Source organism: Coprococcus sp. AF21-14LB (assembly GCF_003458885.1).
Lineage (GTDB): Bacteria > Bacillota > Clostridia > Lachnospirales > Lachnospiraceae > UBA9414.
The window spans coordinates 1-22,383 of sequence record NZ_QRVX01000025.1; the positions used below are offsets into that span (position 1 = coordinate 1).

Consider the following 22,383-nt stretch of genomic DNA (forward strand, 5'->3'; position numbering starts at 1 on the left):
ACCCTCGGAAAGTCAAACCTCAGGCGTCAGTAAGTTTTCTATACAGGGTAGCATAACCATTCATCATTATATAGGATTATAGACAGATGTACAATCCATCTGTCTGTTTGCCGTGCAAAAAAACAGATAATAAAATGAAAAAAGCAAAATACAAGTGAGATTTTACCTACTTGCATTCTGCTTTTTTTAATTTTTAAATTAACTTAATGACATTGCCTTGCCGGGCGTCTTTTTCATTCATGCTTTTGTCTGTTATTGGGCAAAAAAATAAAGCGGGTGATGGGAATCGAACCCACGTATCTAGCTTGGAAGGCTAGTGTTCTACCATTGAACTACACCCGCATGTTTTATATTTATTTATTTGTCTGTCTCTCGCTGACAAAGAGTATTCTATAACATTCTTTAATAAATGTCAACACTTTTTTTCACTTTTTTATTTTTTTATTTTATAAACAATTAAGAACGCTTTTGCTGACGTTTTTCTCTATAAATCCTGCCTTACTTTTCTTTTATAATAACTATGTTGTTTTTTAGTATTTATGAAAGAAGGTATTAGTTATGACAAAAAAAGGTGAAAACATTTACAAACGCAAAGATAATCGCTGGGAAGGACGTTATCTAAAAGGACACAATGAATATGGTAAACGGCAGATAGGCTATGTCTACGGAAAATCTTACCGAGAAGTAAAAGAGAAACTTACCGAAGCAAAGGAACACCTGGAAGCTATTCCTGAAGAAATACGAGCACTTCCGTTTTCCTGTATTTGTGCTCAATGGCTTCGACAGCAGCATAACACAGTCAAGCAATCTACTTATGCAAAATATGTCCGTCTCCTCGATACCCACATTCTGACAGCTTTTGGCACTCTCCCTCTTTCTGATTTTTCACCGGAGCTTATTCATCAGTTTTTATTAGAGAAACTGGAAGCCGGGCGCCGGGACGGATGCGGCGGTCTTTCTCCAAAGACTGTTCAGGATATTTATATGATTCTGAAAGCCGTCATACGCTACGGAGAATTAAAATATAAAACCCAACTTCCAAAACCTCAGCCATATCCATTTCCCAAACAGGAGCACACGATTCTTGTCCTATCTTTGAATGAGCAGATGCGTCTTGAACACTCCATGCGCCTTGAACCGTACAATCTGCGTAAGCTAGGCATCTTGCTCTGTCTTTACAGCGGTCTCCGTATCGGAGAAATCTGCGCTTTAAGATGGACTGATATTGATCTGAATCATGGCATTCTCCATGTTTCCAAGACACTGCAGCGTATTCAAAATCCAGTCAAAAATTCCACGCAGCGCACTGTCATTATTGAAAGTCCGCCAAAAACAATTTCATCTATCCGTGATATCCCTCTTACGAATAATATTCTCAGTATCCTTTCCCCATTTGAATCTTTACATAATCAAAATGTATATTTTTTGACCGGTCTTTCGGATCACTATATTGAACCGCGCAATTACCAGTATTTCTTTCGCCGCTGCCTTGAATTGCTTGATATTCCTCCTGTCAACTTTCATTGTCTGCGTCATACTTTTGCGACCAGGTGCATTGAGGTCGGATTCGATGTCAAAACACTGAGTGAAATTCTGGGACACTCTAATGTCAGTATTACGCTAAATCATTATGTTCACTCTTCCATTGAAATGAAGCGCAGACAAATGGAACTTTTGTTTTCCTGTCATCCCCTTCAAAAAGATTGCACTGCTTCTGAAAATAGATTATCATGAGATTATGAAAGGACGTAAAAATATATGAAAAACGGTTTCTATTCTTCTGGCGAATTTGCCCGCATGGCTCATGTCACATTGCGTACGATACGATATTATGATAAACAGAACATTTTAAAACCATCTTTTGTGAGCGAATCCGGCGCACGGTTTTATTCAGATGAAGATTTCGCAAGACTTCAGCAGATACTCCTCTTTAAATTTCTCGGTTTTTCTCTGGAAGATATCCGGGAACTGACAATCAATGATTCTGACTACCATTTCCTTCTGGATTCTCTCAATATCCAGTTGAAATTAGTTCGCGACCGGATTGAGCAAATGCAGCTTGTAGAAAAAGCCATTCAGGATACCGCCGATGCGATTCGCTCTGAAAGAGTCATTGACTGGACACAGATGCTGGATCTGATCCATTTGACCGGAATGGAAAAAACGTTAAAAAACCAATATCAGGACGCGTCGAACATTTCCACCCGAATCAACCTGCACAGTCTTTACTCTCGAAATCCTCAAGGCTGGTTTCCATGGATTTTCGAACAGCTTCAGTTGAAAGACGGTCTTCGCGTACTGGAGATTGGCTGTGGCGACGGCTCTATGTGGCATCAGAATCTGGAACGGATTCCTGCCGATATCCGTATCACTTTGTCTGATATTTCTGTTGGCATGCTGCGCGATGCCCGCAGAAATATCGGTTCTGACGATCTTCGCTTCTCTTTCCGTTCCTTTGACTGCCAGCAGATTCCTTATGAAGCGGAAACTTTCGATATCGTTATCGCAAACCATGTGCTTTTCTACTGCGAAAATGTCTCGAAAGCCTGTCAGGAAATCTGCCGCGTCCTAAAACCCGGCGGACGGCTTTTAGCAAGCACCTATGGCGCTGATCATATGAAAGAGGTTAGTGAACTTGCCAGTGGATTTGATGACAGAATCATTCTGGCTGCCGGAAAACTGGACGAAAAATTCGGAAAAGAAAATGGAATGGCGCTTCTTCGTAAATCTTTTCATACGGTTGTCTGGCTTCCCTACGAAGATGCACTGGAAGTCCCGGATGCGGAACCTCTGATTTCCTATATCTTATCCTGTCATGGCAATCAGAATCAATATCTATTAGACCGCTACAAAGAGTTCTGCACATACGTCCGTAAAAAAACAGCAAAAGGATTCCACATTACCAAAGACGCCGGAATCTTTCTCTGTGAAAAATCTTAATCAGCTCCAAATTCTACCCGATTTTCTTTGTAGATTTTTCACAAAAATACAACAAATCCATAAAAATGCTTGAAAGTAACCTTACGTCACCTTTTAGAATGTAACCATCAAAGAAACTAGTAACGATCAGAAGCAACTGAAAGGAGCGATTTCATATGAAAGGAATTATTTTAGCCGGTGGATCCGGAACACGTCTCTACCCGTTGACTATGGTAACATCGAAACAATTACTGCCAATTTATGATAAACCAATGATTTACTATCCAATGTCTGTTCTGATGAACGCAGGCATCCGTGAGATCCTGATCATCTCCACACCTCAGGATACTCCTCGTTTCCAGGAACTGCTCGGAGATGGACATCAGTTTGGTGTAGAACTGACTTATGCCGTACAGGAAAGCCCTGACGGACTTGCACAGGCATTTATCATCGGAGAAGAATTTATCGGAAATGACACTGTGGCAATGGTACTTGGCGATAACATCTTCGCCGGACACGGTTTGAAGAAACGTCTGAAAGCAGCTGTAGAAAATGCTGAAAACGGCAAAGGCGCCACTGTATTTGGTTACTATGTAGACGATCCGGAGCGTTTTGGTATCGTAGAATTTGACAAAAACGGTAAGGCAATTTCTATCGAAGAGAAGCCTGCAGTGCCGAAGAGCAACTACTGTGTAACAGGTCTTTATTTCTATGATAATAAAGTCGTAGAATATGCAAAGAACTTAAAACCGAGCGCCCGCGGCGAATTGGAAATCACTGATCTGAACCGCATTTATCTTGAAAACGGAACTCTGAACGTAGAACTTCTCGGTCAGGGCTTCACATGGCTTGATACAGGCACACACGAAAGTCTTGTAGATGCTACTAATTTCGTTAAAACAGTAGAAACACATCAGCACAGAAAGATTGCCTGTCTGGAAGAAATTGCCTACTTAAATGGCTGGATTTCTAAAGAAGACGTATTAAAAGTTTACGAAGTACTGAAGAAAAATCAGTACGGAGAGTATTTGATGGACGTACTGAACGAAAAATATCTTGACGTACTGCGCTAGTATTGAAAAACTATATTTTTATTTTAAAGAAGGAGAATATTACCTATGAATATTATTGTAACCGGCGGAGCCGGATTTATCGGAAGCAACTTCATTTTCCATATGTTAAACAAATACCCGGATTACCGCATTATTTGCCTTGACTGCCTGACTTATGCAGGTAATTTGTCTACGCTGGCTCCGGTAATGGACAATCCGAATTTCCGTTTTGTAAAAGAAAGCATTACAGACCGTGAAGCCGTATATAAATTATTTGAAGAAGAACATCCGGACATGGTTGTAAACTTTGCAGCTGAAAGTCATGTAGACCGTTCCATCGAGAATCCACAGGTATTCCTTGATACAAATATTATCGGAACTTCTGTTCTCATGGATGCATGCCGCAAATACGGTATCCAGAGATATCATCAGGTAAGTACCGATGAAGTTTACGGAGATCTTCCGTTGGACCGCCCGGACCTGTTCTTCACAGAGGAGACACCGATCCACACAAGTTCTCCTTACAGTTCTTCAAAGGCTGCTGCAGATTTACTTGTACTTGCTTACTACAGAACATACGGACTGCCTGTAACAATTTCCCGTTGTTCTAATAACTACGGACCGTATCACTTCCCGGAAAAGCTTATTCCGCTTATGATTGCTAATGCATTGAACGACAAACCGCTTCCGGTTTACGGCGAAGGTCTTAACGTGCGTGACTGGCTCTATGTAGAAGACCATTGTAAAGCAATCGACCTTATCATCCACAAAGGACGTGTTGGCGAAGTCTACAATGTAGGCGGACACAACGAAATGAAAAATATCGATATCGTTAAGATTATCTGCAAAGCCCTCGGCAAACCGGAAAGCCTGATCACATATGTAACAGACCGTAAAGGTCATGATATGCGTTATGCTATCGATCCGACAAAGATCCATAACGAACTCGGATGGCTTCCGGAAACAAAATTCGAAGATGGCATTCAGAAAACAATCCAGTGGTATCTGGACAACAAAGAATGGTGGGAAACAATTATTTCCGGAGAATACCAGAACTATTATGAAGAAATGTACGGAAACAGATAGATTTTATGAAACAGCCTGAAATTCTGTACGAAGATAATCAGATCCTGGTCTGCCACAAGCCGGCCGGGATCCCTACTCAGACAGCCCGCGCTTCCAGCCCGGATCTTGTCAGTATGTTAAAAAATGAAATCTGCCGGACATCCGGTGTGCGAAAACCACCTTATCTGGCAGTAATCCATCGGCTTGATCAGCCGGTAGAAGGGCTGCTTGTATTTGCAAAAACGCAAAAAGCTGCTTCCGCGCTGTCAGCCCAACTTCAAAGAGATGATTTTTCCAAAGATTATCTGGCGCTTCTGTCAGGTCAATTTGCTCCGGACAACGGCTCCGGCGGAACACTTACCAATTATCTGATCAAAGACGGAAAAACCAACACGTCAAGAGTTGTTTCCGCTTCAGAGCCCGGCGCTAAGAAATCTATCCTTCACTATGAGATCCTTGAACAGCGCAAGAATTGCACACTTGTCTCTATTCATCTGGAAACAGGACGGCATCATCAGATTCGTGTGCAGACTTCCGCTACCGGACATCCTATCGTTGGAGACCGCAAATACGGAATCGGGACAGACATTACTTCCGACAGAGGAACTTCATCCTCTTCCTTTCGTTTCCCGGCTCTCTGTGCATATCATCTTGCTTTTCGGCACCCGGGTACCGAAAAACCTATGGAATTTAAAATCCGCCCCGAATGGCTCTAGCCATCCGGAGCGGATTTCTCTTTTTCTTTTATTTCTTTTATAATTTGTGTTCTTTCAGCCATCCACTTGCATGTCCTGCAATTTCACGAATACATCCTTCTTCCACCGGTGATGCAAGTCCTGCTCCCTCTACTAATCCGAGGAAAGTATCTGTTCCGCCGCGTTTTACAAACATTTTGTATTTTTCCCATGCCTGTTTCCAGTCTTTCTCGATTTCAAGCCAGAACTGAAGTGCAACCGTCTGAGCCAGACAGTAATCAATGTAGTAGAACGGTGTTGCATAAATATGATTCTGTCTCTGCCATCCGGCTCCTCTTCCGTAGAACGGCATATTCTCCAGATCCAGATACGGACGGTACATTTTCTCCAATTTTAACCATGCTTCATTTCTCTCCTGCGGTGTCATTTCCGGATGCTCATATACTACTTCCTGGAAATGGTCTACAAGACAGCCATACGGAATAAAGTCTAACGTACCTTCCAGATGAGATAATTCATACTTCTTTGTCTGATGTTTAAAGAAAAGTTCATACCACGGTGTTGCAAAAAATTCCATTGACATGGAATGTGTCTCAGCCGCTTCCATAGACGGAAGATGCAGATCCAGAAGCTTAATATTCTTTTCTGCCATATATGCCGCAAATGCATGTCCCGCTTCATGTGTCAGAACATCCACATCGCCGGCTGTTCCATTGAAGTTTGAGAAGATAAACGGACATCCGTAGCCCGGAATATCACAGCAGTATCCACCGATTGCCTTGCCCGGTTTTGCCACAACATCAAACAGCTCTTTGTCGAACATCATCTTAATAAAATCTGCTGTTTCCGGTGACATTTCCGTATACATTCTGCGTCCGGCTTCCATAATCTCATCATATGTTCCCTGCGGTGTCGCATTGCCATCCGGGAACCGGAAAGAATCATCATAGATTTTTAAATCTTCTACGCCGATTCGCTCTGCCTGATTCTTCTTAATCTCACATACGATCGGAACAAGATCTCTTACTACCTGCTCACGGAAAGAAGCGATTGCTTCCGGTGCGTAGCAGTTTCTCTGACGACGCACATAGCCGAGCTCTACAAAGTTCTTCATACCAAGACGGTGCGCCTGCTCTGTACGGTTCTTTACAAGTTTATCAAAGATTTCATCTAACTCTTCCTGATGTTTATCAAAAAAGCTTCCGGATGCCTCATATGCAGCCTTACGAACTTCTCTGTCCTGACTCTGCATGAATGGTCCCAACTGTGACAAATTGTATGTTCCTCCCCGGAATTCAATCTGTGCACCTGCAAGAAGTGACTGATACTGTGTCTGTAATGTACTCTCTTCCTGAAGTAATTCTGTAATTTCCGGTGAGAAACCTTTCATCGCAAGTTCCAGATTCAGGAACATAACTTTTCCAAGTTTTTCTTCCAGCTCGCTGCGGAACGGAGATTCCAGAAGCGCCTGATTATACTTTTGAAATTCCTCTTCCAGCATCGGGGAAATATGATCATTATATTCACGTTCTTTTGCATAGAACTCATCTTTTGTATTGATTGTATAACGGATATACACAAGAGAATCTGCTGTGGAAATTTCTTTCATCACATCATTCATTCTGTAGATTTCTTCAATCTGTGCGTCTGCACTGGATGCATTTTTCACAGCTTCTGTAATCTCTCCAATTTTTTTCTTTGTCTCTTCCAGATCAATTCTTTTGTATTCAAACTCACTGAATTTCATATCCTATACCCTCCATTATCAGAAAAGCAACCTATTAATGTGTTGTTCCCATTGCCTCACTAATATCCGTTTCGTTCTGAACTGTAGCTTCAATCGCATACTCCAGACTCTTCGCAATCATATCCAATGACATAAACGCCATTCCATTTGCCTTATCTACTGCCTGCTCTGCTGCAAATGGTACATGAATAAATCCGGCACGAATATTTGGATATTTCTTCGCTGCCATATAAAGAACATTATACATGACGCAGTTACATACATACGTTCCTGCAGTATAAGATACATGACAAGGAATACCATGCTCCCGGACATTTTGAACGATAGCTTTTACCGGAATCGTCGCAAAATATGCGTTCTCTCCGTCTTCCTGAAGCACTTCATCCACCGGCTGCTCTCCGGCATTGTCAGGAATTCTTGCATCCGCAAGATTAATCGCAACTTTCTCTATTGTCACACAGGAACGTCCTCCTGCCTGACCAACATTGATAACAATATCCGGCTGGTACTCCTGAATCCCCGCCTCCACTGCCGGACCGCTCTTTGAGAAAACAGTCGGAATCTCAAGTTTAATAATCTGAGCGCCTGCAATCGTATCCGGCAGCAATTTCACTGCTTCGTATGCAGGATTTACGCTTTCGCCTCCAAATGGATCAAATCCGGTAATTAATACTTTCATGTTCGTTCCTCCTAATACTAATATTTAATACGGAATCGGCTCCGGCACAATGATTTTTCCATTCTGCATAATCTGTCGGTTATCTGTATAAATATCCGGTTCCATGCAGACAAGATCAAAATGCCCTTTCGCATCCTGAAGCCCTCCAAGCGCAATATTGCGCCCAAGTCCAATGTGAAATGTTCCATATGCCGATTCATCTTCAATATAACAATTGCCAAGACAACGGGAAATAGAATTCAACCCTATTCCCAGTTCTCCCGCTGTCAGAATTCTGGAATCCCGATATTCTCTAATATAAGCTTTCAACCGTTTCCCAGTTTCTGTCTCTTCAATCTCGGTAATTTTCCCTTCTCGGAAAAAAATTTTAGTAGGCTCTTCTGCCCTTCCGATATATCCAAGAGATCCGTCCAGAACCATAACGCCTTCTGTCTTCGTCTCTTCAATCGGAACGTATACTTCAATGCTTGCAGAAGAATATCCCTTCCCGTCTTTCAGAACTCCATTGAAAAATCCAGGTTTTCTTCCGGATTTTCCAATGGAAAGATCAGTGCCTGCGGGCGTTGTAATATGAACTTTGGAAGACTGCCGCAAATATTTCATTACGATTTTTGCCATTAACCGGCTCTTTTTTGTGTCCATCGCCAAAAACTCATAAGTTAGCATCGACTTCCCATCATTGGTCGACAGCGGAAGTGATAAGAACTTCTTTTTCTTCTGGATAGCACGTTTTGCCGCTCGTGTCGTTACAAGCGAATATTCTGTCGCTGCAATGATTGCTGTATAAGGATCAAATATCGTCTCATTCTGGTCGAAAAAAATCCCTACATGCTTCCCTTTGTTCTCCACTACAAGAGAATCGACCGATCTGGCTCTTCGAAACGCTTCTTTTCTCAAGCACCTTGCTTCTTTTAAATATTCTTTTGTCGTCACAATCAATAAACGATCCCACGGTTTGATCTGCACCCAGTCCCGGATAATGATTCTGGCGCCGCATTCCATGCTCTGCATCTGCATTTGTCTTCCTTTAATTTTTATTTGAATACAATCATGTAACAGATCTGTACTGTCAGCATAATTACTGCTACAAGCACCTGGTTCTTAATTACGCCCCAGCGATCTTTCATATTCAGAATTGCGACAGGAACAATATTAAAGTTCGCCGCCATCGGTGTACATAGTGTACCACAGTAACCGCATGTTAATGCAAGCATTCCGATTGTAACCGGATCTGCTCCATAACTCAGAACAAACGGTCCGCCGATTCCGACTGTCATAACAGTAATCGCTGCAAAAGCATTTCCCATAATCATGGTAAATAATGCCATACCGATAGCAAATACGATAATTCCTACATTCATATTTCCCTTCGGAACAACTTTTTCAACAAGATTTGCAATGACTTCACCAACACCGGCCTGTGTAAAGATTCCTCCAAGACATCCCAGTAACTGCGGAAGCATACAGAGAGGTCCCATCAGAGAAAGGAAACGCTCAGAATCCTGCATAAACACCTGTGGCTTATTCTCTTTCGGTGAATATGCCATCAAAATAATTACTGCTACAAATGTACCGATCGTAATTCCGATCATAGAGCTGATATTTGTAAATAAGGCAAATACCAGTGAAAATACTGCTACAGTCAGCGCTGGAACAAAAATCTTCATACCAATTTTTTTGTACTGTTTTTCAGTATGTGATTTTTCCGGTGCATTGACTTTTCCAACTTTCACGCGTTTAAAGATTGGCGGCATACACATAACAATGACAAGAATACCGGATACTTTTGCCGGAAGCCAGTCACCAAATGCACATACAATACCAAATGAACACCAGAATACTGCTGTTCCGATTCTGGATGGATTTTCTTTATCAAGCAGATTTTTAATACCTGCATAAATTGCGATCAATCCTACAATGATCCATACAACACTAAGTCCTACTGTATTAAATTCAGCCGGGACCTGAAGAAATTTTAAATTAGCCATTCAGATTTCCCCCTTTATTTCTCAGACTTTTTTGATGCTTTGCCTTTCCCGGCTGCACCATAATATTTATTTGTCAGTTTCTTATCCTTAAAGTAGAATACGATACATGCTACAATCAGCGCAATAATCGCAATCGGAATCTCTGCTACCGCAAGATCGATCAGCTCTACTTCGTAACCCAGCGTCTTTAATGTCTGCTGTACAAGGATTCCTCCGGAACCTCCGACAAAAAGTACCTGGAAGAAGAACCATGTAATGTTCTCCATACCTGATGCCATTCCTTTAATCTCTTCCAGATGTTCTTCTTTTGGCTCATGCCCCTGATTCTTTACAGCGCCTTCTGCCATTGGAAGCAGTACCGGACGGATAAATCCTGCAACACCGCCAAATCCAACATTAAAAGCACCAAAAATTCCTCTCATGATACCATAAACACATACGAGCTTTCCTGCTGTTGCCCCTTTTACTTTACGGATCAGAGCAGCCGCAGCCTCTCTAAGTCCGTTGCGTTCCAGTGTTCCTGTAATCAACAGGATCATAATGAAGATTGCCATACTTCTGTTTGCAACAAAATTTGTTCCCAATGCTTCCAAAAGACCGTCAATACCAAGTCCTCCTACCAGTGCGGTTGACACTGCTGCCAGAAAGATGATCAGAATTGAATCCAGCTTCAGCGCAAACCCGACAATAACGATCAGGACACCGATTAATTTAATAAGTTCCATAGATATTCCTCCTTTTAAAGAAATTTAATTTATCTTTTCCCCGGATACGATCGGACGCTGCCGTTCATATCTGGCAAAAATTCCCTTCTCGCAGCACTCGCACCAGCAATCATACACGATTCCCGCCTGCATCAGCATTTGGATCGTTGCCTCGTCATGTGCCACATGTGCTCTTGCACACAAATACAAGTAATCTCCCTGAGCTGTCTCATCTGCAACTTCACTCGTATATGCCACCGTTGTAATCCACGGAAAGCGGATCGACGGATACCGATGGTTTGGATCTGCCGCAAATGGAATCCAGTAATTAATCATATTTTTATAGTAATCTGCCGGAAACAGTTTTGGCAGCCATGCATGTGCGTATTTTTCAAACTGAGCGCTCCACTGCCTGTTCCAACGTGTCATCTCTTCATCTTCTGCTATTTTATCTGCAATGACATCTTCCATCTCCTTATTTAATGCATAATTATACATATATTCCGAATTGGTCACATACCAGAAATATCCATATAACAGCGATCTCGGAAGCCAGAAGCCTTTGTAGGATGGAGAAGTATATCCGGAAAATTGCTGCTCCCATTCATGACTTGGAACACCATGATTATCTACGATCATATCCGGTACATATCTTGCAAAAAGCCTCGTCAGCCCCATTGCCTCTGTGTGAATCGTATCCTGCCGGAAATGTTCATGATAGAATTCTTTGCCCAATGCATTAAATCTTGCAACATGAAGTTTCCAATATGGATGCTCTTTCTGAAGCTCATAATGAATCGCTGCACCGTCAACATTTTCCATTGGAACAAGTACCAGATTCAATTTCTCCGGTAGCTCTCTATAACGCTCTTCTAAAAGCAATGTACGAAGCAAAAGGAACGAAGCATTCGTGCTTGAGACTTCATTGGCATGATGCCTTGCATTGATAATCTCACTCGGATGACAGGTCAGACGCTTCGTCATAGAAAGATACCCTTCGTATTTTGGTTTCAGCCAGATTCCATACAGTTCTCTTCCGGTATAAGACACTGCTGTCCGGAAGACTTCAAGTTCCGGTATCTTCTTTAGTTCTCTCATCAGATCAAGATACATTTCATAGCTGATGACTTCTTTCTCATGGAGATCCAACGAAGAGATATCTACCGTTTTTTCGCAAAAGTTTTCATTTCTGTTCTGTCTCAGATCAGCTCTCCAGCTTCTTCCTCCTGAAGTCTTCAGCATAACGCTTCCAAAGTTCGGAAATCTTCTGTCCGTTCCAGTCTTCCTGCTTCCAAAAGCTCTGCGTATGCGGCAAGCACACGCTCTTCTGCCCCTTCCACCGAGATTTCAAGCTCCATCGCATTGTTCGCTTCGTATGCTCCTTTGCGCCAGACAACTCTGTCAATCTTTGCAGAAACCGTATTCCGTTCCTGCTCTTCATACAGCACTTCCTCTTTCCTGCAAATGCACGGTTTCTCTCTTAGCTGCTCCGAAAGCACAACCCGAAAGACCGGCTTTCCGGTTCCCTGGTGAATCTTTGGCAGAATCAGTCCCGGTGCGTCCAGCATTACATCTGCTGTCTGCACTCCATAATTTTTAAAATAATCACTTCCGGCAAAATACATGTCTTCATGCAGTGCATCCATCGAAGAGATCATATCTTCCCGGCTCCCTGTCCGCTCATCCGGTTCACTGACAGTCACATCAAGAAGCAATTCATGGAAGAATGGCTGCGCCTCCTGACGAATCTTTCCTCCTGTCTTCTTCTCAATATAAGAACGGCAGTCCGGAAGTACTTCTGACTGGTACAAATCCCAAATCGCTTCCACATCTGTCCGTATCCGTTCACAGAGAACTTCCCTTTCATTCTTCCAGACACGCAAGTATCCGGTTGCCGGATGTACTTTGCCCATTTGTGGATAGGCATCTAAATATGGACGTTCAGAGCACCACGCCTCGTACGTCTCTTCCAGGCAGACTTTGTTATCTCTGTATGCCCGGCACAAATAAGTCAGCTTCTCATCTCCCATCTCATCTGTATATGGGCGAAATTCTATTCGACTGCGTTCCATTCCCCATTCCTTCGAAATTCGATCTTCAATCGGATACAATTCCTGAAGATAACGGATTGGAAGATCGTACCACTTCTCAGGATCATCTGCTTTCAGATTGTGATAGGATGGCGTTGCTCCGTTTTCATCCACCCACTCCGTCTCACCCTCCGGCAAAAACGGTTTAAAATAAATCTCCACACGATCTGGTTTCTTTTCTTTTCCCATCGGAAGAATGACTTCCTCCACCCAGGAATAGCCCTGTTTATATGCACAGAGCAATGAAACAGTTTCCACTTCTGCCCCACATGCCTGTACTTGTTTTCGAATCTTCTCTGCTGTCTCCAGACGGATATGTCTGTTTTCGCTCAGCGCTCCTTCAATCCTGAGCCGATCCCCTTCTTGTAGCTGTGGATAAATCTGCTCCTCAAGAATCTTCTCCAACACTTCCACTTCCCACGGAAGTTCATATCGTTTCTCATAAACCTTTCGTCCTGATTTATAATTCAAATAGGTAACTTCCGGAAAAGCTTCCATCTGCTGTCCCGTAATTCTCGGAGATCCATATAACGTCAACGCTTCCACATTGCCGTTTTCCTCCGTCTTTCTTTCCCTGTCACAGCAGGCTTTTAAATATGCCATCTGTCCGTCTGCTCCACGGAAAATCATATCATCTGTCAGATCCATCATAACATCCGTTAGACTCCGGAAAGAATCTACCCTCGGGAAACTATTGCAGAGTTCTGCAGTAAAAGCTTCCAAATTTGCCCCGCTTCCCTGTATATGCACGAGAACAGCATCTTCTTTTCTTTCCAGATACATTGCTGCAGACAGTTCTTCCTCCTGACATTCCCCATCAAACACAATCAGATTACCACCGGCGCCTTTCTCAGCAATGATCGGTTCATTGATTCCTGTCGTCTCCATTCCAAGCCGAAAGGCAAGGTTGCATGCCGCTGTCACTACAGAAATATCGGCCGGCTCCGGAAGTACGATCTTCACATCCAACCGATCCGGAAGAAAATCATGATTCTCATCTTTAAGAAACATTCCCGACTCAAAAATCCCTTCCAGTCCGCATTCCTTTCGAAAGTCCAAATGAAAAATCTCTCCCGGATGCGCACTTGCCGCCTCATATGTCTCTACTGTGATCTCTCCCGGTTTCTCCGGAGTCCACAGCCTCATACACTGCTCCAAACTGCCTGGTACTGTGATCTCTCCATCTATTCCCGCAATCGGGAACAGTGCAGATTCTGACTGAAACCCAAGTAAGAGCGCTGCTTCCACCGCACGTTTCTGCTCATCCCGGTTCATATCCTGCATCAGTTTCAGCTTTCTCATACACTCTCTCCTCTCTCTAATGCCTCAGATATTTGTCTATTCTGTAAAAATCATACCACTTTATATCTTTATCATTTTAACAAAGTACACTATCACAGTCAATCATTATCATTGATCTTCCTGTCTAATCCAGTAAAAATTTTTCTTTTTCCTTCTGTTTTTCACAAAAAAACACCGATGAATCTTCAGGTTTCTTTCCTGATATCCATCGGTGCTTACGATACTTTATTACTTTTTTCTTTCTTCGCTTTTAGATTTCTTCTTCTACAGGCTCTTCCAGAAGTACTTCTTCGTATTTCTGTAAAATCATGCTCTGAATCCGTTCTCTCGTATCAGAATTAATTGGATGCGCGATATCACGGTACTCCCCATCCAATGTCTTTTTACTTGGCATTGCAATGAACAAGCCCTTCTCTCCTTCAATCACTTTAATATCATGTACAACAAATTCATCATCCATTGTAATTGATACAACTGCTTTTAATTTACCTTCTTTTGCCACTTTTCGCACGCGTACATCTGTAATCTGCATAATTCCAGCCCCTTTCCTCTATGCGTCTGCGCTATGTTAGAGAATGTATCTCTCATTCTTCTCGACAACTATCTTAACGCCATTCTCTCCAACGTGACGTGTATTCGCACGAATTGTGTCACGGCTTTCAACAATACAATTCTCAATATATGTATTGTCCCCCAGATAAACTTCGTTCAAAATAATTGAATTCTTGATTACACAGTTATTGCCGACAAATGTCTTCTTAAATAAAATAGAATTCTCGACAGTACCGTTAATAATACTTCCGCTTGCTACAAGACTGTTCTTTACAACGGAACCCGCATTGTATTTTGCAGGCGGCAGATCGCTTACTTTTGAGTAAACACTTGGATAAGTCTTAAAGAAATAATCCCGTACTTCCGGTTTCAGGAAATCCATATTTGTCTTGTAGTATGCATCTACTGTCGAAATATTGCTCCAGTAATCTTTGATCTTGTATCCATAAATCTTCTTCAAATTTTTATAACGGATTAAAATATCATTTACAAAATCATGTCTTCCTTCTTCTGCACAAAGTTCAATCAGTTCAATAAGCTGTCTTCTTCGTATTACATAAATCCCTGTTGAAATCGTGTTGGATCTTGCAACCATTGGCTTTTCTTCAAAATCAACGATACGCATGTCCTCATTCATTGTGACAGTACCGAATCTTGTCGCATCTTCACTCGGATCCAGATCTTTACATACAACAGTGATATCAGCCTTCTTTGCAATGTGATACTCTAATACCTTATTGTAATCCATCTTATAAACTGCATCTGCAGATGCCAGCACAACATACGGTTCATGGCTTTTCTTCAGAAAGTCAAGATTCTGATAGATTGCATCTGCGGTTCCTCTGTACCAGTCTCCGCTTTTCGCTGTAATTGTTGGCGTAAATACAAACAATCCGCCATGCTTTCTTCCGAAATCCCACCATTTTGAAGAGTTCAGGTGTTCGTGCAGAGATCTGGAATTGTACTGTGTCAGCACCGCTACCTTCTGAATATGAGAGTTCGACATATTACTCAGCGCAAAGTCAATACTTCTGTAGCTTCCTGCAACCGGCATTGCAGCAACAGCACGCTTATGTGTTAATTCCCGCATCTTTCTGCTGTTTCCGCCTGCTAAAATAATTCCTACTGCTCTCATAATCTCTCACCCACCTTAATCAATGTCTCACCGCTCTCAAGCACACCGTCCGGATAATCCCGACTCTCTGTCACTCCGCTGATCGCTGTATTCTTTCCTATCTGAACCCCATCCGGAATTACAGAATTCTCTCCGATCGTTACAAGCCCAAATGAATAAATATTCGGTTTTACCTTATTCGGCACATCCGGACCAATGCCAAGAACGACATTCTTTCCAACCGTTACATTTTCTGCAACAATAGACTTGTCGATGACACAGCCTTCTTTTATATGTGCCTGCTTCATAATGATCGAATCTCTGACAACAGTTCCCTTCTCAATCGTAACGCCGGAACCAATAACAGAATTATGTACTTCTCCGTAAATCTCTGTTCCATTTCCAATGATACTCTTCTCGACAACTGCGTCTGCGGCAATATACTGTGGCTGAATGATATCACTCTTTGTATAGATTCTCCAGAATTCTTCATATAGATTAAATTCCGGAATAATATCGATCAGTTCCATGTTGGCTTCCCAATAAGAGCCAAGTGTTCCAACATCTTTCCAGTAACCGTTAAATTCATAAGCAAAGAGTCTCTTGCCATTCTCGTGACAGTATGGAATGATATGTTTTCCAAAATCACAGCCTGGCTGTTCGGATAACTTAATCAATGCTTCTCTTAATACCGGCCAACTGAAAATATAAATTCCCATAGATGCCAGATTACTGCTTGGATTCTTCGGTTTTTCTTCAAACTTCTGAATCCGGTCTTCTTCATCTGCTACAACAATACCGAAGCGGCTTGCTTCCTCCATCGGTACCGGCATAGATGCAATTGTAACGTCTGCGTTATGCTCTTTGTGGAATTCGAGCATCACTTCATAGTCCATCTTATAAATATGATCTCCTGACAAGATCAAAACATAATCCGGATTATACGTTTCCATATAATTTAAATTCTGGTAAATCGCATTGGCTGTTCCAGTATACCATTCACTATTCGCACTCTTTTCATATGGAGGAAGAATTGTAACTCCTCCAATATTTCGATCGAGATCCCATGGAATACCAATACCAATATGCGAGTTAAGCCTTAATGGTTCATATTGTGTCAATACACCTACTGTGTCAATGCCAGAATTAATGCAGTTGCTAAGAGGAAAATCGATAATACGGTACTTTCCTCCAAATGCTACTGCTGGTTTAGCCACTTTTGCTGTTAACACGCCTAATCTGCTGCCCTGTCCACCTGCTAGCAGCATAGCAATCATTTCTTTCTTAATCATGTCTTCACCCCTTCACAGTCGTGTTCCTTTCTAGCATTTATAATTATATCATACTTGTAAACAATAGTGAACATTTTTTACAAAAAAAGACAAAATTTTTCATTGTTTTTATGAATATATAACAAAAATTACTTCTTTTCTTTTTCTCTCAGACGGTTTATAATGGTAGTATATGAGCAAAAGCCCATTTTTAACAACTAATTAAGAACAGGACGTGTATTTTTATGTATAAAATTGATTTTAATAAACCACTACATATTCACTTTATCGGCATCGGCGGAATCAGCATGAGCGGTCTTGCGGAAATTCTTCTTGATGAAGGATTTACTGTCAGCGGCTCTGACACAAAGGAATCTCCTTTGACAGTTATGTTGACGCAAAGAGGTGCTTCCGTATTCTACGGTCAGAATGCTGATAATATTCCTCCCACAACAGAAGTCGTTGTATATACCGCCGCTGTACACGAGGATAATCCAGAATACCGGGAAGCTGTCAGACGAAATCTTCCAATGCTGTCCCGGGCTGAACTTCTCGGGCAGCTTATGACTAATTACGAGATGCCGATCTGTATTTCCGGAACTCACGGCAAGACTACCAGTACATCCATGCTGACACACATTCTGCTTGCCGCAGATGCAGATCCTACTATTTCTGTGGGCGGTATCTTAAAGGCTATCGGCGGCAATATTCGTGTCGGTCACTCTGAGATCTTTGTTACCGAGGCATGTGAATACACAAACAGCTTTCTTCATTTTTTCCCGAAGATCGGAATTATTTTAAATATAGAAGAAGATCATATGGACTTCTTTAAAGATCTTGCAGATATCCGCAATTCCTTCCACCGATTTGCATGTCTGCTTCCTGAAGACGGAAGTCTGATCATCAACGGTGAGATTGACCATTATGAAGAGATTGCCAAAGATATTTCCTGTCCGGTCATTACTTTCGGTATGAAGCCGGAATTTGACTACTGTGCATCGGATATCCGCCACTCTGAAGATGGAAATATTTCCTTTACATTGATGATCCGCCAAAAAGAAGTAGGACGAATTCAAATGTCTGTGCCTGGAATCCATAACATCAGCAATGCCCTTTCTACAATTGCGGCCGCTGATCTGCTTGGCATTTCATTTGAAGCGATCCAGAAAGGACTTTTATCTTTCCACGGAACTGCCCGGCGCTTTGAGTACAAAGGAACGAGAAACGGAGTAACCATCGTAGATGATTATGCCCATCATCCAACAGAGATCCTTGCCACACTCACAGCTGCCGAGAACTATCCTCACAAAGAATTGTGGTGCGTATTCCAACCGCATACTTATACAAGAACAAAGGCATTCTTCCATGAATTTGCAGAAGCGCTCTCTTCTGCCGATCATGTTATTCTTGCAGATATCTATGCGGCCAGGGAACATGATGATCTCGGAATTTCTTCCGAACAGCTTGCCGAAGAGATCAAGAAAACCGGATGCGATGTACATTACCTCCCATCCTTTGAAGCCATAGAAGCATTTCTGGCGGAACATTGCCAAAACGGTGACCTGTTGATAACTATGGGCGCCGGAGATGTTGTAAATATCGGAGAAAATCTATTAAAATAATAGTTATCCACACTATCCACATATGGTTATCCACAAAAAAGCCCTTTTTTACTGGAAAAAGGGCTTTTTTTATCCCCAGCGGAAATGCTATAATCAATCATAGATATCTATATTAATAATTATGATTTTGGAATTTGCACAAAATCAGACAGATTTTAACAGACAGAGGGGCAGATACATATGAAAACATTGACATTAACAAGCCGTTTTCAGGACAATACAACGTCCGTTGAGAACGAATTCATAGATCATTATATGGCGAAAGCAAACGGAGAATATGTAAAAGTATATCTTCTCTTGCTTCGTCATTTGAATCAGCCTTCTATCCCCCTTTCTGTTTCTATGCTGGCTGATATTTTAGATAATACAGAGAAAGACATTATCCGTGCCTTAAATTACTGGGCTAAGATCGGACTGATCACAATTACCTGTGATGCCAGTAACTGCATTTGCGGAATCGCTCTTGAACATGTAGCAGCCCTGACAGAAACTTCCTCTGCTGCCGATACTATACCGGCAGATAAGCCTTCTGTCTTAGAGGCTTCCGCTTTGGATTCTTCTGCTTTGAATCCTTCTTCCGCAAAAGCTGCATCCCGCAAAGCTCCGTCTCAAAATGCCAAACAGTCCCAGGAAGAGTTAAAACAGATCCTCTTCATCACAGAGCAGTATCTCGGAAAGACTTTAACACGCACCGAAGTGGACACGATTATCTATTTTTATGAATCACTTGGATTTTCTACAGATCTGATTGAATTTCTGATTGAACACTGCGTGGACAATGGGCATAAGAGTATCCACTATATCCAGAAAGTTGCTCTTGCATGGTATGAAGCCAATATTACAACTGTGGACGAGGCAAAAGAGCGGACAAATGTCCGAAACAAGACATGCTATTCGATTCTTGCTGCTTTCGGAATTACCGGACGCAGTCCGGCTGCAGTGGAACAGGATTACATCCGCCGTTGGAGCGAAGAATACGGCTTCACTCTTGAGATGATCCTGGAAGCGTGCAATCGCACAATTTCAGCGATCCACCAGCCAAGCTTTGAATATGCGGATACCATTCTGAAAAGCTGGAAAGAAAAGAATGTACGGCATCCTGCCGACATCGAGCAGGCGGATCTTTTGTTCCGCCAGGAAAAAGAACAGAAGAAGGCTCGCCCTGTTCCTGCAAAACCAATGACCAATAACCGCTTCAATAATTTTCAAGGCCGTTCCTACGATCTGGATTCACTGGAGCAGCAGCTTTTGAACAGCAATTAGCAGACAAGACAATTTTTTTATTATTAATGATAAGACTACAAACAGCAAAGGAGATTTTCCGTGGGACTTACAAATAGCCAGTATGATGCGATTATGCGCATCTACGAACAGCGGCAATTGCATAATAAAGACATTCTTTTCGCAAGATACGAAGAGGTATACCGCAAGATTCCGGAATTAAAGAAGACAGATGATGCGATCTCTTCCCTCGGAGTAGCACAGGCACGAAAACTCCTGTCCGGAGATAATCGGGCTGTGGAGGATTTCCGGAAACAGCAAAAGAAGCTGACTTTGCAAAAAAAAGCTCTTCTAACTTCTAACGGATATCCTGAAGATTATCTGGAACCAATCTACCAATGTTCTGACTGCCGCGATACCGGTTATATTGGCAATCAAAAGTGCCATTGTTTCCAGAAAGCCGTAATCCGGCTTCTCTATACACAGTCGAATCTCCAGGAGATTCTTGAGAAAGAGAATTTTGATACCTTCTCTCTCTCCTACTATTCAAACCACTACATTGACAAGAAGACAGGGCGCTCTTCGCTGGCGCTGATGCAGGATGCTCTGGCAGCCTGCCATGCATTTGTCAATACATTTTCTACGGATTTCCGTAATTTATTCCTGTACGGCAGTACCGGGGTCGGGAAAACTTTCCTGTCCCACTGCATTGCCCGGGAATTAATTAATAAATCTTATTCAGTGATATACTTTACCGCATTTGAACTATTTGATATAATTGCTAAGTATAAGTTTGAAAAAGATGAGACGGCGGGCGTTATGTATGAACACATTTTCAGCTGTGATCTGCTCATTATTGACGATCTCGGAACAGAACTTACGAATTCGTTTACTTCATCACAGCTGTTCCTATGTCTGAATGAACGTCTGCTGAACCGAAAGTCTACCATTATCTCAACGAATCTGACACTGGATTCTCTGGTAGAACTTTACTCCGAGAGAACTTTCTCTCGAATTACCAGCAACTACACGATGCTGAGATTAACCGGCGATGATATTCGCATACAGAAGAAATTAATGAACAGGGAGGAACACTAATGTTACACCGCGAAGAGAGAAATCTGGACAATATCCCAGTTGGCTCACTGGGAATCATTCCGGTAGACGGATGCCAGGAAATGGGGGACAAGGTTAATGACTACCTTGTAAAATGGCGTAAAGAGAGCCTTAATCAGCACAAAGAGGATCTCTTATTCCACGAATATGTAAAAGACAACTATATTATTGATGCACAGGTACCGCGTTTTGGTTCCGGAGAAGCAAAAGGTGTTATCAAAGAATCTATCCGTGGTATGGATCTGTATTTGATGCTGGATGTATGTAACTACAGCCTTACATATTCTTTAAACGGTCAGGTAAATCACATGTCACCGGACGATCATTTCCAGAACTTAAAGAGAATTATTGCCGCAGTAGGCGGTAAGGCAAGACGTATTAATGTCATTATGCCATTCCTTTACGAAAGCCGTCAGCATAAGCGCAGCAGCCGCGAATCACTTGACTGTGCTCTTGCACTTCAGGAAATCGTTGCTATGGGCGTAGATAATATCATCACATTTGACGCACACGATCCGCGTGTCCAGAATGCAATTCCGCTCAGTGGCTTCGAGACAGTTCCACCGACATATCAGTTTGTCAAAGGACTTCTGGAAAGATACGATGATATTCAGATTGACAGTGAACATTTAATGGCAATCAGCCCGGATGAAGGCGCTACAAGCCGTGCTATTTATCTTGCCAACGTACTTGGAATTGATATGGGTATGTTCTACAAACGCCGTGATTATACAAGAATCGTTGACGGACGCAACCCAATTGTTGCCCATGAGTTCCTCGGAACTTCTGTAGAAGGCAAAGACGTTATCATCATCGATGATATGATCTCCTCTGGTGAGAGTATCCTTGATGTTGCAAAACAGCTGAAAGCAAGAAAAGCAAAACGTATTTTTGCTGCTGCAACATTTGGACTTTTCACAAGTGGAATGGAACGTTTCGACCGCGCATATGAAGAAGGTCTGATCGATGCGATCCTGACAACAAACAGTATCTACCAGTCTCCGGAACTGCTGAAGAGACCTTACTACATCAGCTGTGATCTGAGCAAATACATCGCTCTCATCATCGATACCCTGAACCATGACGGTTCTATCAGTGATATTCTTGATCCGAACGAGCGTATCCAGCATCTCGTAAATGCATATAAAGAAAAACAAAATCAGAAATAAACAGACACAAAAGAGGATAGCATGGATGATTTCCAGACTATCCTCTCTTTTATATTCCCTTTTGAAATTCATTTCCT

The 22,383-nt window shown here is 42.2% G+C and carries 19 protein-coding genes and 1 tRNA gene; 9 read left to right on the forward strand and 11 right to left on the reverse strand.

Annotated features, from left to right (window positions below; translation table 11 throughout):
- Positions 1–271: 271 nt before the first annotated feature.
- Positions 272–342 (reverse strand) — tRNA-Gly (locus DWX73_RS07635).
- 216 nt (positions 343–558) lie between these two features.
- Here DWX73_RS07635 and DWX73_RS07640 point away from each other — a divergent pair.
- The 5 genes from DWX73_RS07640 to DWX73_RS07660 all read left to right on the forward strand — a co-directional run bounded on the left by DWX73_RS07640 (position 559) and on the right by DWX73_RS07660 (position 5,752).
- Positions 559–1,734 (forward strand): tyrosine-type recombinase/integrase, encoded by a 1,176-nt coding sequence (locus DWX73_RS07640; RefSeq protein WP_118348256.1) that lies wholly within the window; start codon positions 559–561, stop codon positions 1,732–1,734.
- 24 nt (positions 1,735–1,758) lie between these two features.
- Positions 1,759–2,940, forward strand: coding sequence for a MerR family transcriptional regulator (locus DWX73_RS07645; protein ID WP_118348257.1), 1,182 nt, complete (start codon positions 1,759–1,761; stop codon positions 2,938–2,940).
- 155 nt (positions 2,941–3,095) lie between these two features.
- Positions 3,096–3,992 (forward strand): glucose-1-phosphate thymidylyltransferase RfbA, encoded by an 897-nt coding sequence (gene rfbA / locus DWX73_RS07650; protein ID WP_118348258.1) that lies wholly within the window; start codon positions 3,096–3,098, stop codon positions 3,990–3,992.
- 45 nt (positions 3,993–4,037) lie between these two features.
- On the forward strand, positions 4,038–5,057 hold the full coding sequence (gene rfbB / locus DWX73_RS07655) for a dTDP-glucose 4,6-dehydratase (protein WP_118348259.1): 1,020 nt from the start codon (positions 4,038–4,040) through the stop codon (positions 5,055–5,057).
- 5 nt (positions 5,058–5,062) lie between these two features.
- Entirely contained in the window at positions 5,063–5,752 is a 690-nt protein-coding gene (locus DWX73_RS07660) for an RluA family pseudouridine synthase (RefSeq protein WP_118348260.1), read from the forward strand.
- A gap of 37 nt (positions 5,753–5,789) precedes the next feature.
- Here DWX73_RS07660 and DWX73_RS07665 read toward each other — a convergent pair whose 3' ends face one another.
- The 10 genes from DWX73_RS07665 to DWX73_RS07710 all read right to left on the reverse strand — a co-directional run bounded on the left by DWX73_RS07665 (position 5,790) and on the right by DWX73_RS07710 (position 17,199).
- On the reverse strand, positions 5,790–7,478 hold the full coding sequence (locus tag DWX73_RS07665) for a M3 family oligoendopeptidase (protein WP_118348261.1): 1,689 nt from the start codon (positions 7,476–7,478) through the stop codon (positions 5,790–5,792).
- Between the two features lie 34 nt (positions 7,479–7,512).
- Positions 7,513–8,157, reverse strand: a complete 645-nt coding sequence (gene pcp / locus DWX73_RS07670) for a pyroglutamyl-peptidase I (RefSeq protein WP_118348262.1) — start codon at positions 8,155–8,157, stop codon at positions 7,513–7,515.
- 24 nt (positions 8,158–8,181) lie between these two features.
- Positions 8,182–9,168, reverse strand: coding sequence for an aminopeptidase (locus tag DWX73_RS07675; protein WP_118348283.1), 987 nt, complete (start codon positions 9,166–9,168; stop codon positions 8,182–8,184).
- Positions 9,169–9,191: 23 nt separating this feature from the next.
- A complete protein-coding gene (locus tag DWX73_RS07680; RefSeq protein ID WP_118348263.1) occupies positions 9,192–10,145 on the reverse strand; it encodes a DUF979 domain-containing protein in 954 nt (317 codons plus the stop codon).
- Between the two features lie 14 nt (positions 10,146–10,159).
- Positions 10,160–10,870: a DUF969 domain-containing protein gene (locus tag DWX73_RS07685; RefSeq protein ID WP_118348264.1), complete on the reverse strand. Its 711-nt coding sequence runs from the start codon at positions 10,868–10,870 to the stop codon at positions 10,160–10,162.
- Between the two features lie 24 nt (positions 10,871–10,894).
- On the reverse strand, positions 10,895–12,091 hold the full coding sequence (locus DWX73_RS07690; RefSeq protein WP_118348265.1) for a M14 family metallopeptidase: 1,197 nt from the start codon (positions 12,089–12,091) through the stop codon (positions 10,895–10,897).
- Complete coding sequence (locus DWX73_RS07695) at positions 12,085–14,241, reverse strand: hypothetical protein (RefSeq protein ID WP_118348266.1); 2,157 nt, start codon at positions 14,239–14,241, stop codon at positions 12,085–12,087. The genes DWX73_RS07690 and DWX73_RS07695 overlap by 7 nt, the downstream gene beginning before the upstream one ends.
- Positions 14,242–14,491: 250 nt before the next feature.
- The gene (gene spoVG, locus DWX73_RS07700; RefSeq protein ID WP_118348267.1) at positions 14,492–14,773 is read right to left on the reverse strand and encodes a septation regulator SpoVG; all 282 of its coding nucleotides are present in this window, start codon (positions 14,771–14,773) and stop codon (positions 14,492–14,494) included.
- Between the two features lie 36 nt (positions 14,774–14,809).
- Positions 14,810–15,928, reverse strand: coding sequence for a glucose-1-phosphate adenylyltransferase subunit GlgD (gene glgD, locus DWX73_RS07705; protein ID WP_118348268.1), 1,119 nt, complete (start codon positions 15,926–15,928; stop codon positions 14,810–14,812).
- A complete protein-coding gene (locus DWX73_RS07710) occupies positions 15,925–17,199 on the reverse strand; it encodes a glucose-1-phosphate adenylyltransferase (protein WP_118348269.1) in 1,275 nt (424 codons plus the stop codon). Before DWX73_RS07710 ends, glgD begins: the two co-directional genes overlap by 4 nt.
- 224 nt (positions 17,200–17,423) lie before the next feature.
- Here DWX73_RS07710 and murC point away from each other — a divergent pair, with 224 nt between their 5' ends.
- The 4 genes from murC (at position 17,424) to DWX73_RS07730 (ending at position 22,306) form a co-directional block, all read left to right on the forward strand.
- Positions 17,424–18,800 carry a UDP-N-acetylmuramate--L-alanine ligase gene (gene murC / locus DWX73_RS07715; protein WP_118348270.1) on the forward strand — a complete coding sequence of 459 codons (1,377 nt, stop codon included), beginning with the start codon at positions 17,424–17,426 and terminating at the stop codon, positions 18,798–18,800.
- Between the two features lie 180 nt (positions 18,801–18,980).
- Positions 18,981–20,063 (forward strand): DnaD domain protein, encoded by a 1,083-nt coding sequence (locus tag DWX73_RS07720; RefSeq protein ID WP_118348271.1) that lies wholly within the window; start codon positions 18,981–18,983, stop codon positions 20,061–20,063.
- A gap of 60 nt (positions 20,064–20,123) precedes the next feature.
- On the forward strand, positions 20,124–21,119 hold the full coding sequence (locus DWX73_RS07725; protein WP_118348272.1) for an ATP-binding protein: 996 nt from the start codon (positions 20,124–20,126) through the stop codon (positions 21,117–21,119).
- Positions 21,119–22,306: a ribose-phosphate pyrophosphokinase gene (locus tag DWX73_RS07730; RefSeq protein ID WP_118348273.1), complete on the forward strand. Its 1,188-nt coding sequence runs from the start codon at positions 21,119–21,121 to the stop codon at positions 22,304–22,306. The genes DWX73_RS07725 and DWX73_RS07730 overlap by 1 nt, the downstream gene beginning before the upstream one ends.
- Positions 22,307–22,383: the final 77 nt, after the last annotated feature.

Coding starts and splice junctions, on each gene's coding strand:
- DWX73_RS07720 (WP_118348271.1), top strand. CDS start 18,981: ATGAAAACATTGACATTAACAAGCCGTTTTCAGGACAATACAACGTCC.
- DWX73_RS07680 (WP_118348263.1), bottom strand. CDS start 10,145: ATGGCTAATTTAAAATTTCTTCAGGTCCCGGCTGAATTTAATACAGTA.
- DWX73_RS07640 (WP_118348256.1), top strand. CDS start 559: ATGACAAAAAAAGGTGAAAACATTTACAAACGCAAAGATAATCGCTGG.
- DWX73_RS07645 (WP_118348257.1), top strand. CDS start 1,759: ATGAAAAACGGTTTCTATTCTTCTGGCGAATTTGCCCGCATGGCTCAT.
- DWX73_RS07690 (WP_118348265.1), bottom strand. CDS start 12,091: ATGCTGAAGACTTCAGGAGGAAGAAGCTGGAGAGCTGATCTGAGACAG.
- DWX73_RS07710 (WP_118348269.1), bottom strand. CDS start 17,199: ATGATTAAGAAAGAAATGATTGCTATGCTGCTAGCAGGTGGACAGGGC.
- pcp (WP_118348262.1), bottom strand. CDS start 8,157: ATGAAAGTATTAATTACCGGATTTGATCCATTTGGAGGCGAAAGCGTA.
- spoVG (WP_118348267.1), bottom strand. CDS start 14,773: ATGCAGATTACAGATGTACGCGTGCGAAAAGTGGCAAAAGAAGGTAAA.
- glgD (WP_118348268.1), bottom strand. CDS start 15,928: ATGAGAGCAGTAGGAATTATTTTAGCAGGCGGAAACAGCAGAAAGATG.
- DWX73_RS07685 (WP_118348264.1), bottom strand. CDS start 10,870: ATGGAACTTATTAAATTAATCGGTGTCCTGATCGTTATTGTCGGGTTT.
- DWX73_RS07730 (WP_118348273.1), top strand. CDS start 21,119: ATGTTACACCGCGAAGAGAGAAATCTGGACAATATCCCAGTTGGCTCA.
- DWX73_RS07695 (WP_118348266.1), bottom strand. CDS start 14,241: ATGAGAAAGCTGAAACTGATGCAGGATATGAACCGGGATGAGCAGAAA.
- murC (WP_118348270.1), top strand. CDS start 17,424: ATGTATAAAATTGATTTTAATAAACCACTACATATTCACTTTATCGGC.
- DWX73_RS07675 (WP_118348283.1), bottom strand. CDS start 9,168: ATGCAGAGCATGGAATGCGGCGCCAGAATCATTATCCGGGACTGGGTG.
- DWX73_RS07665 (WP_118348261.1), bottom strand. CDS start 7,478: ATGAAATTCAGTGAGTTTGAATACAAAAGAATTGATCTGGAAGAGACA.
- rfbB (WP_118348259.1), top strand. CDS start 4,038: ATGAATATTATTGTAACCGGCGGAGCCGGATTTATCGGAAGCAACTTC.
- DWX73_RS07660 (WP_118348260.1), top strand. CDS start 5,063: ATGAAACAGCCTGAAATTCTGTACGAAGATAATCAGATCCTGGTCTGC.
- rfbA (WP_118348258.1), top strand. CDS start 3,096: ATGAAAGGAATTATTTTAGCCGGTGGATCCGGAACACGTCTCTACCCG.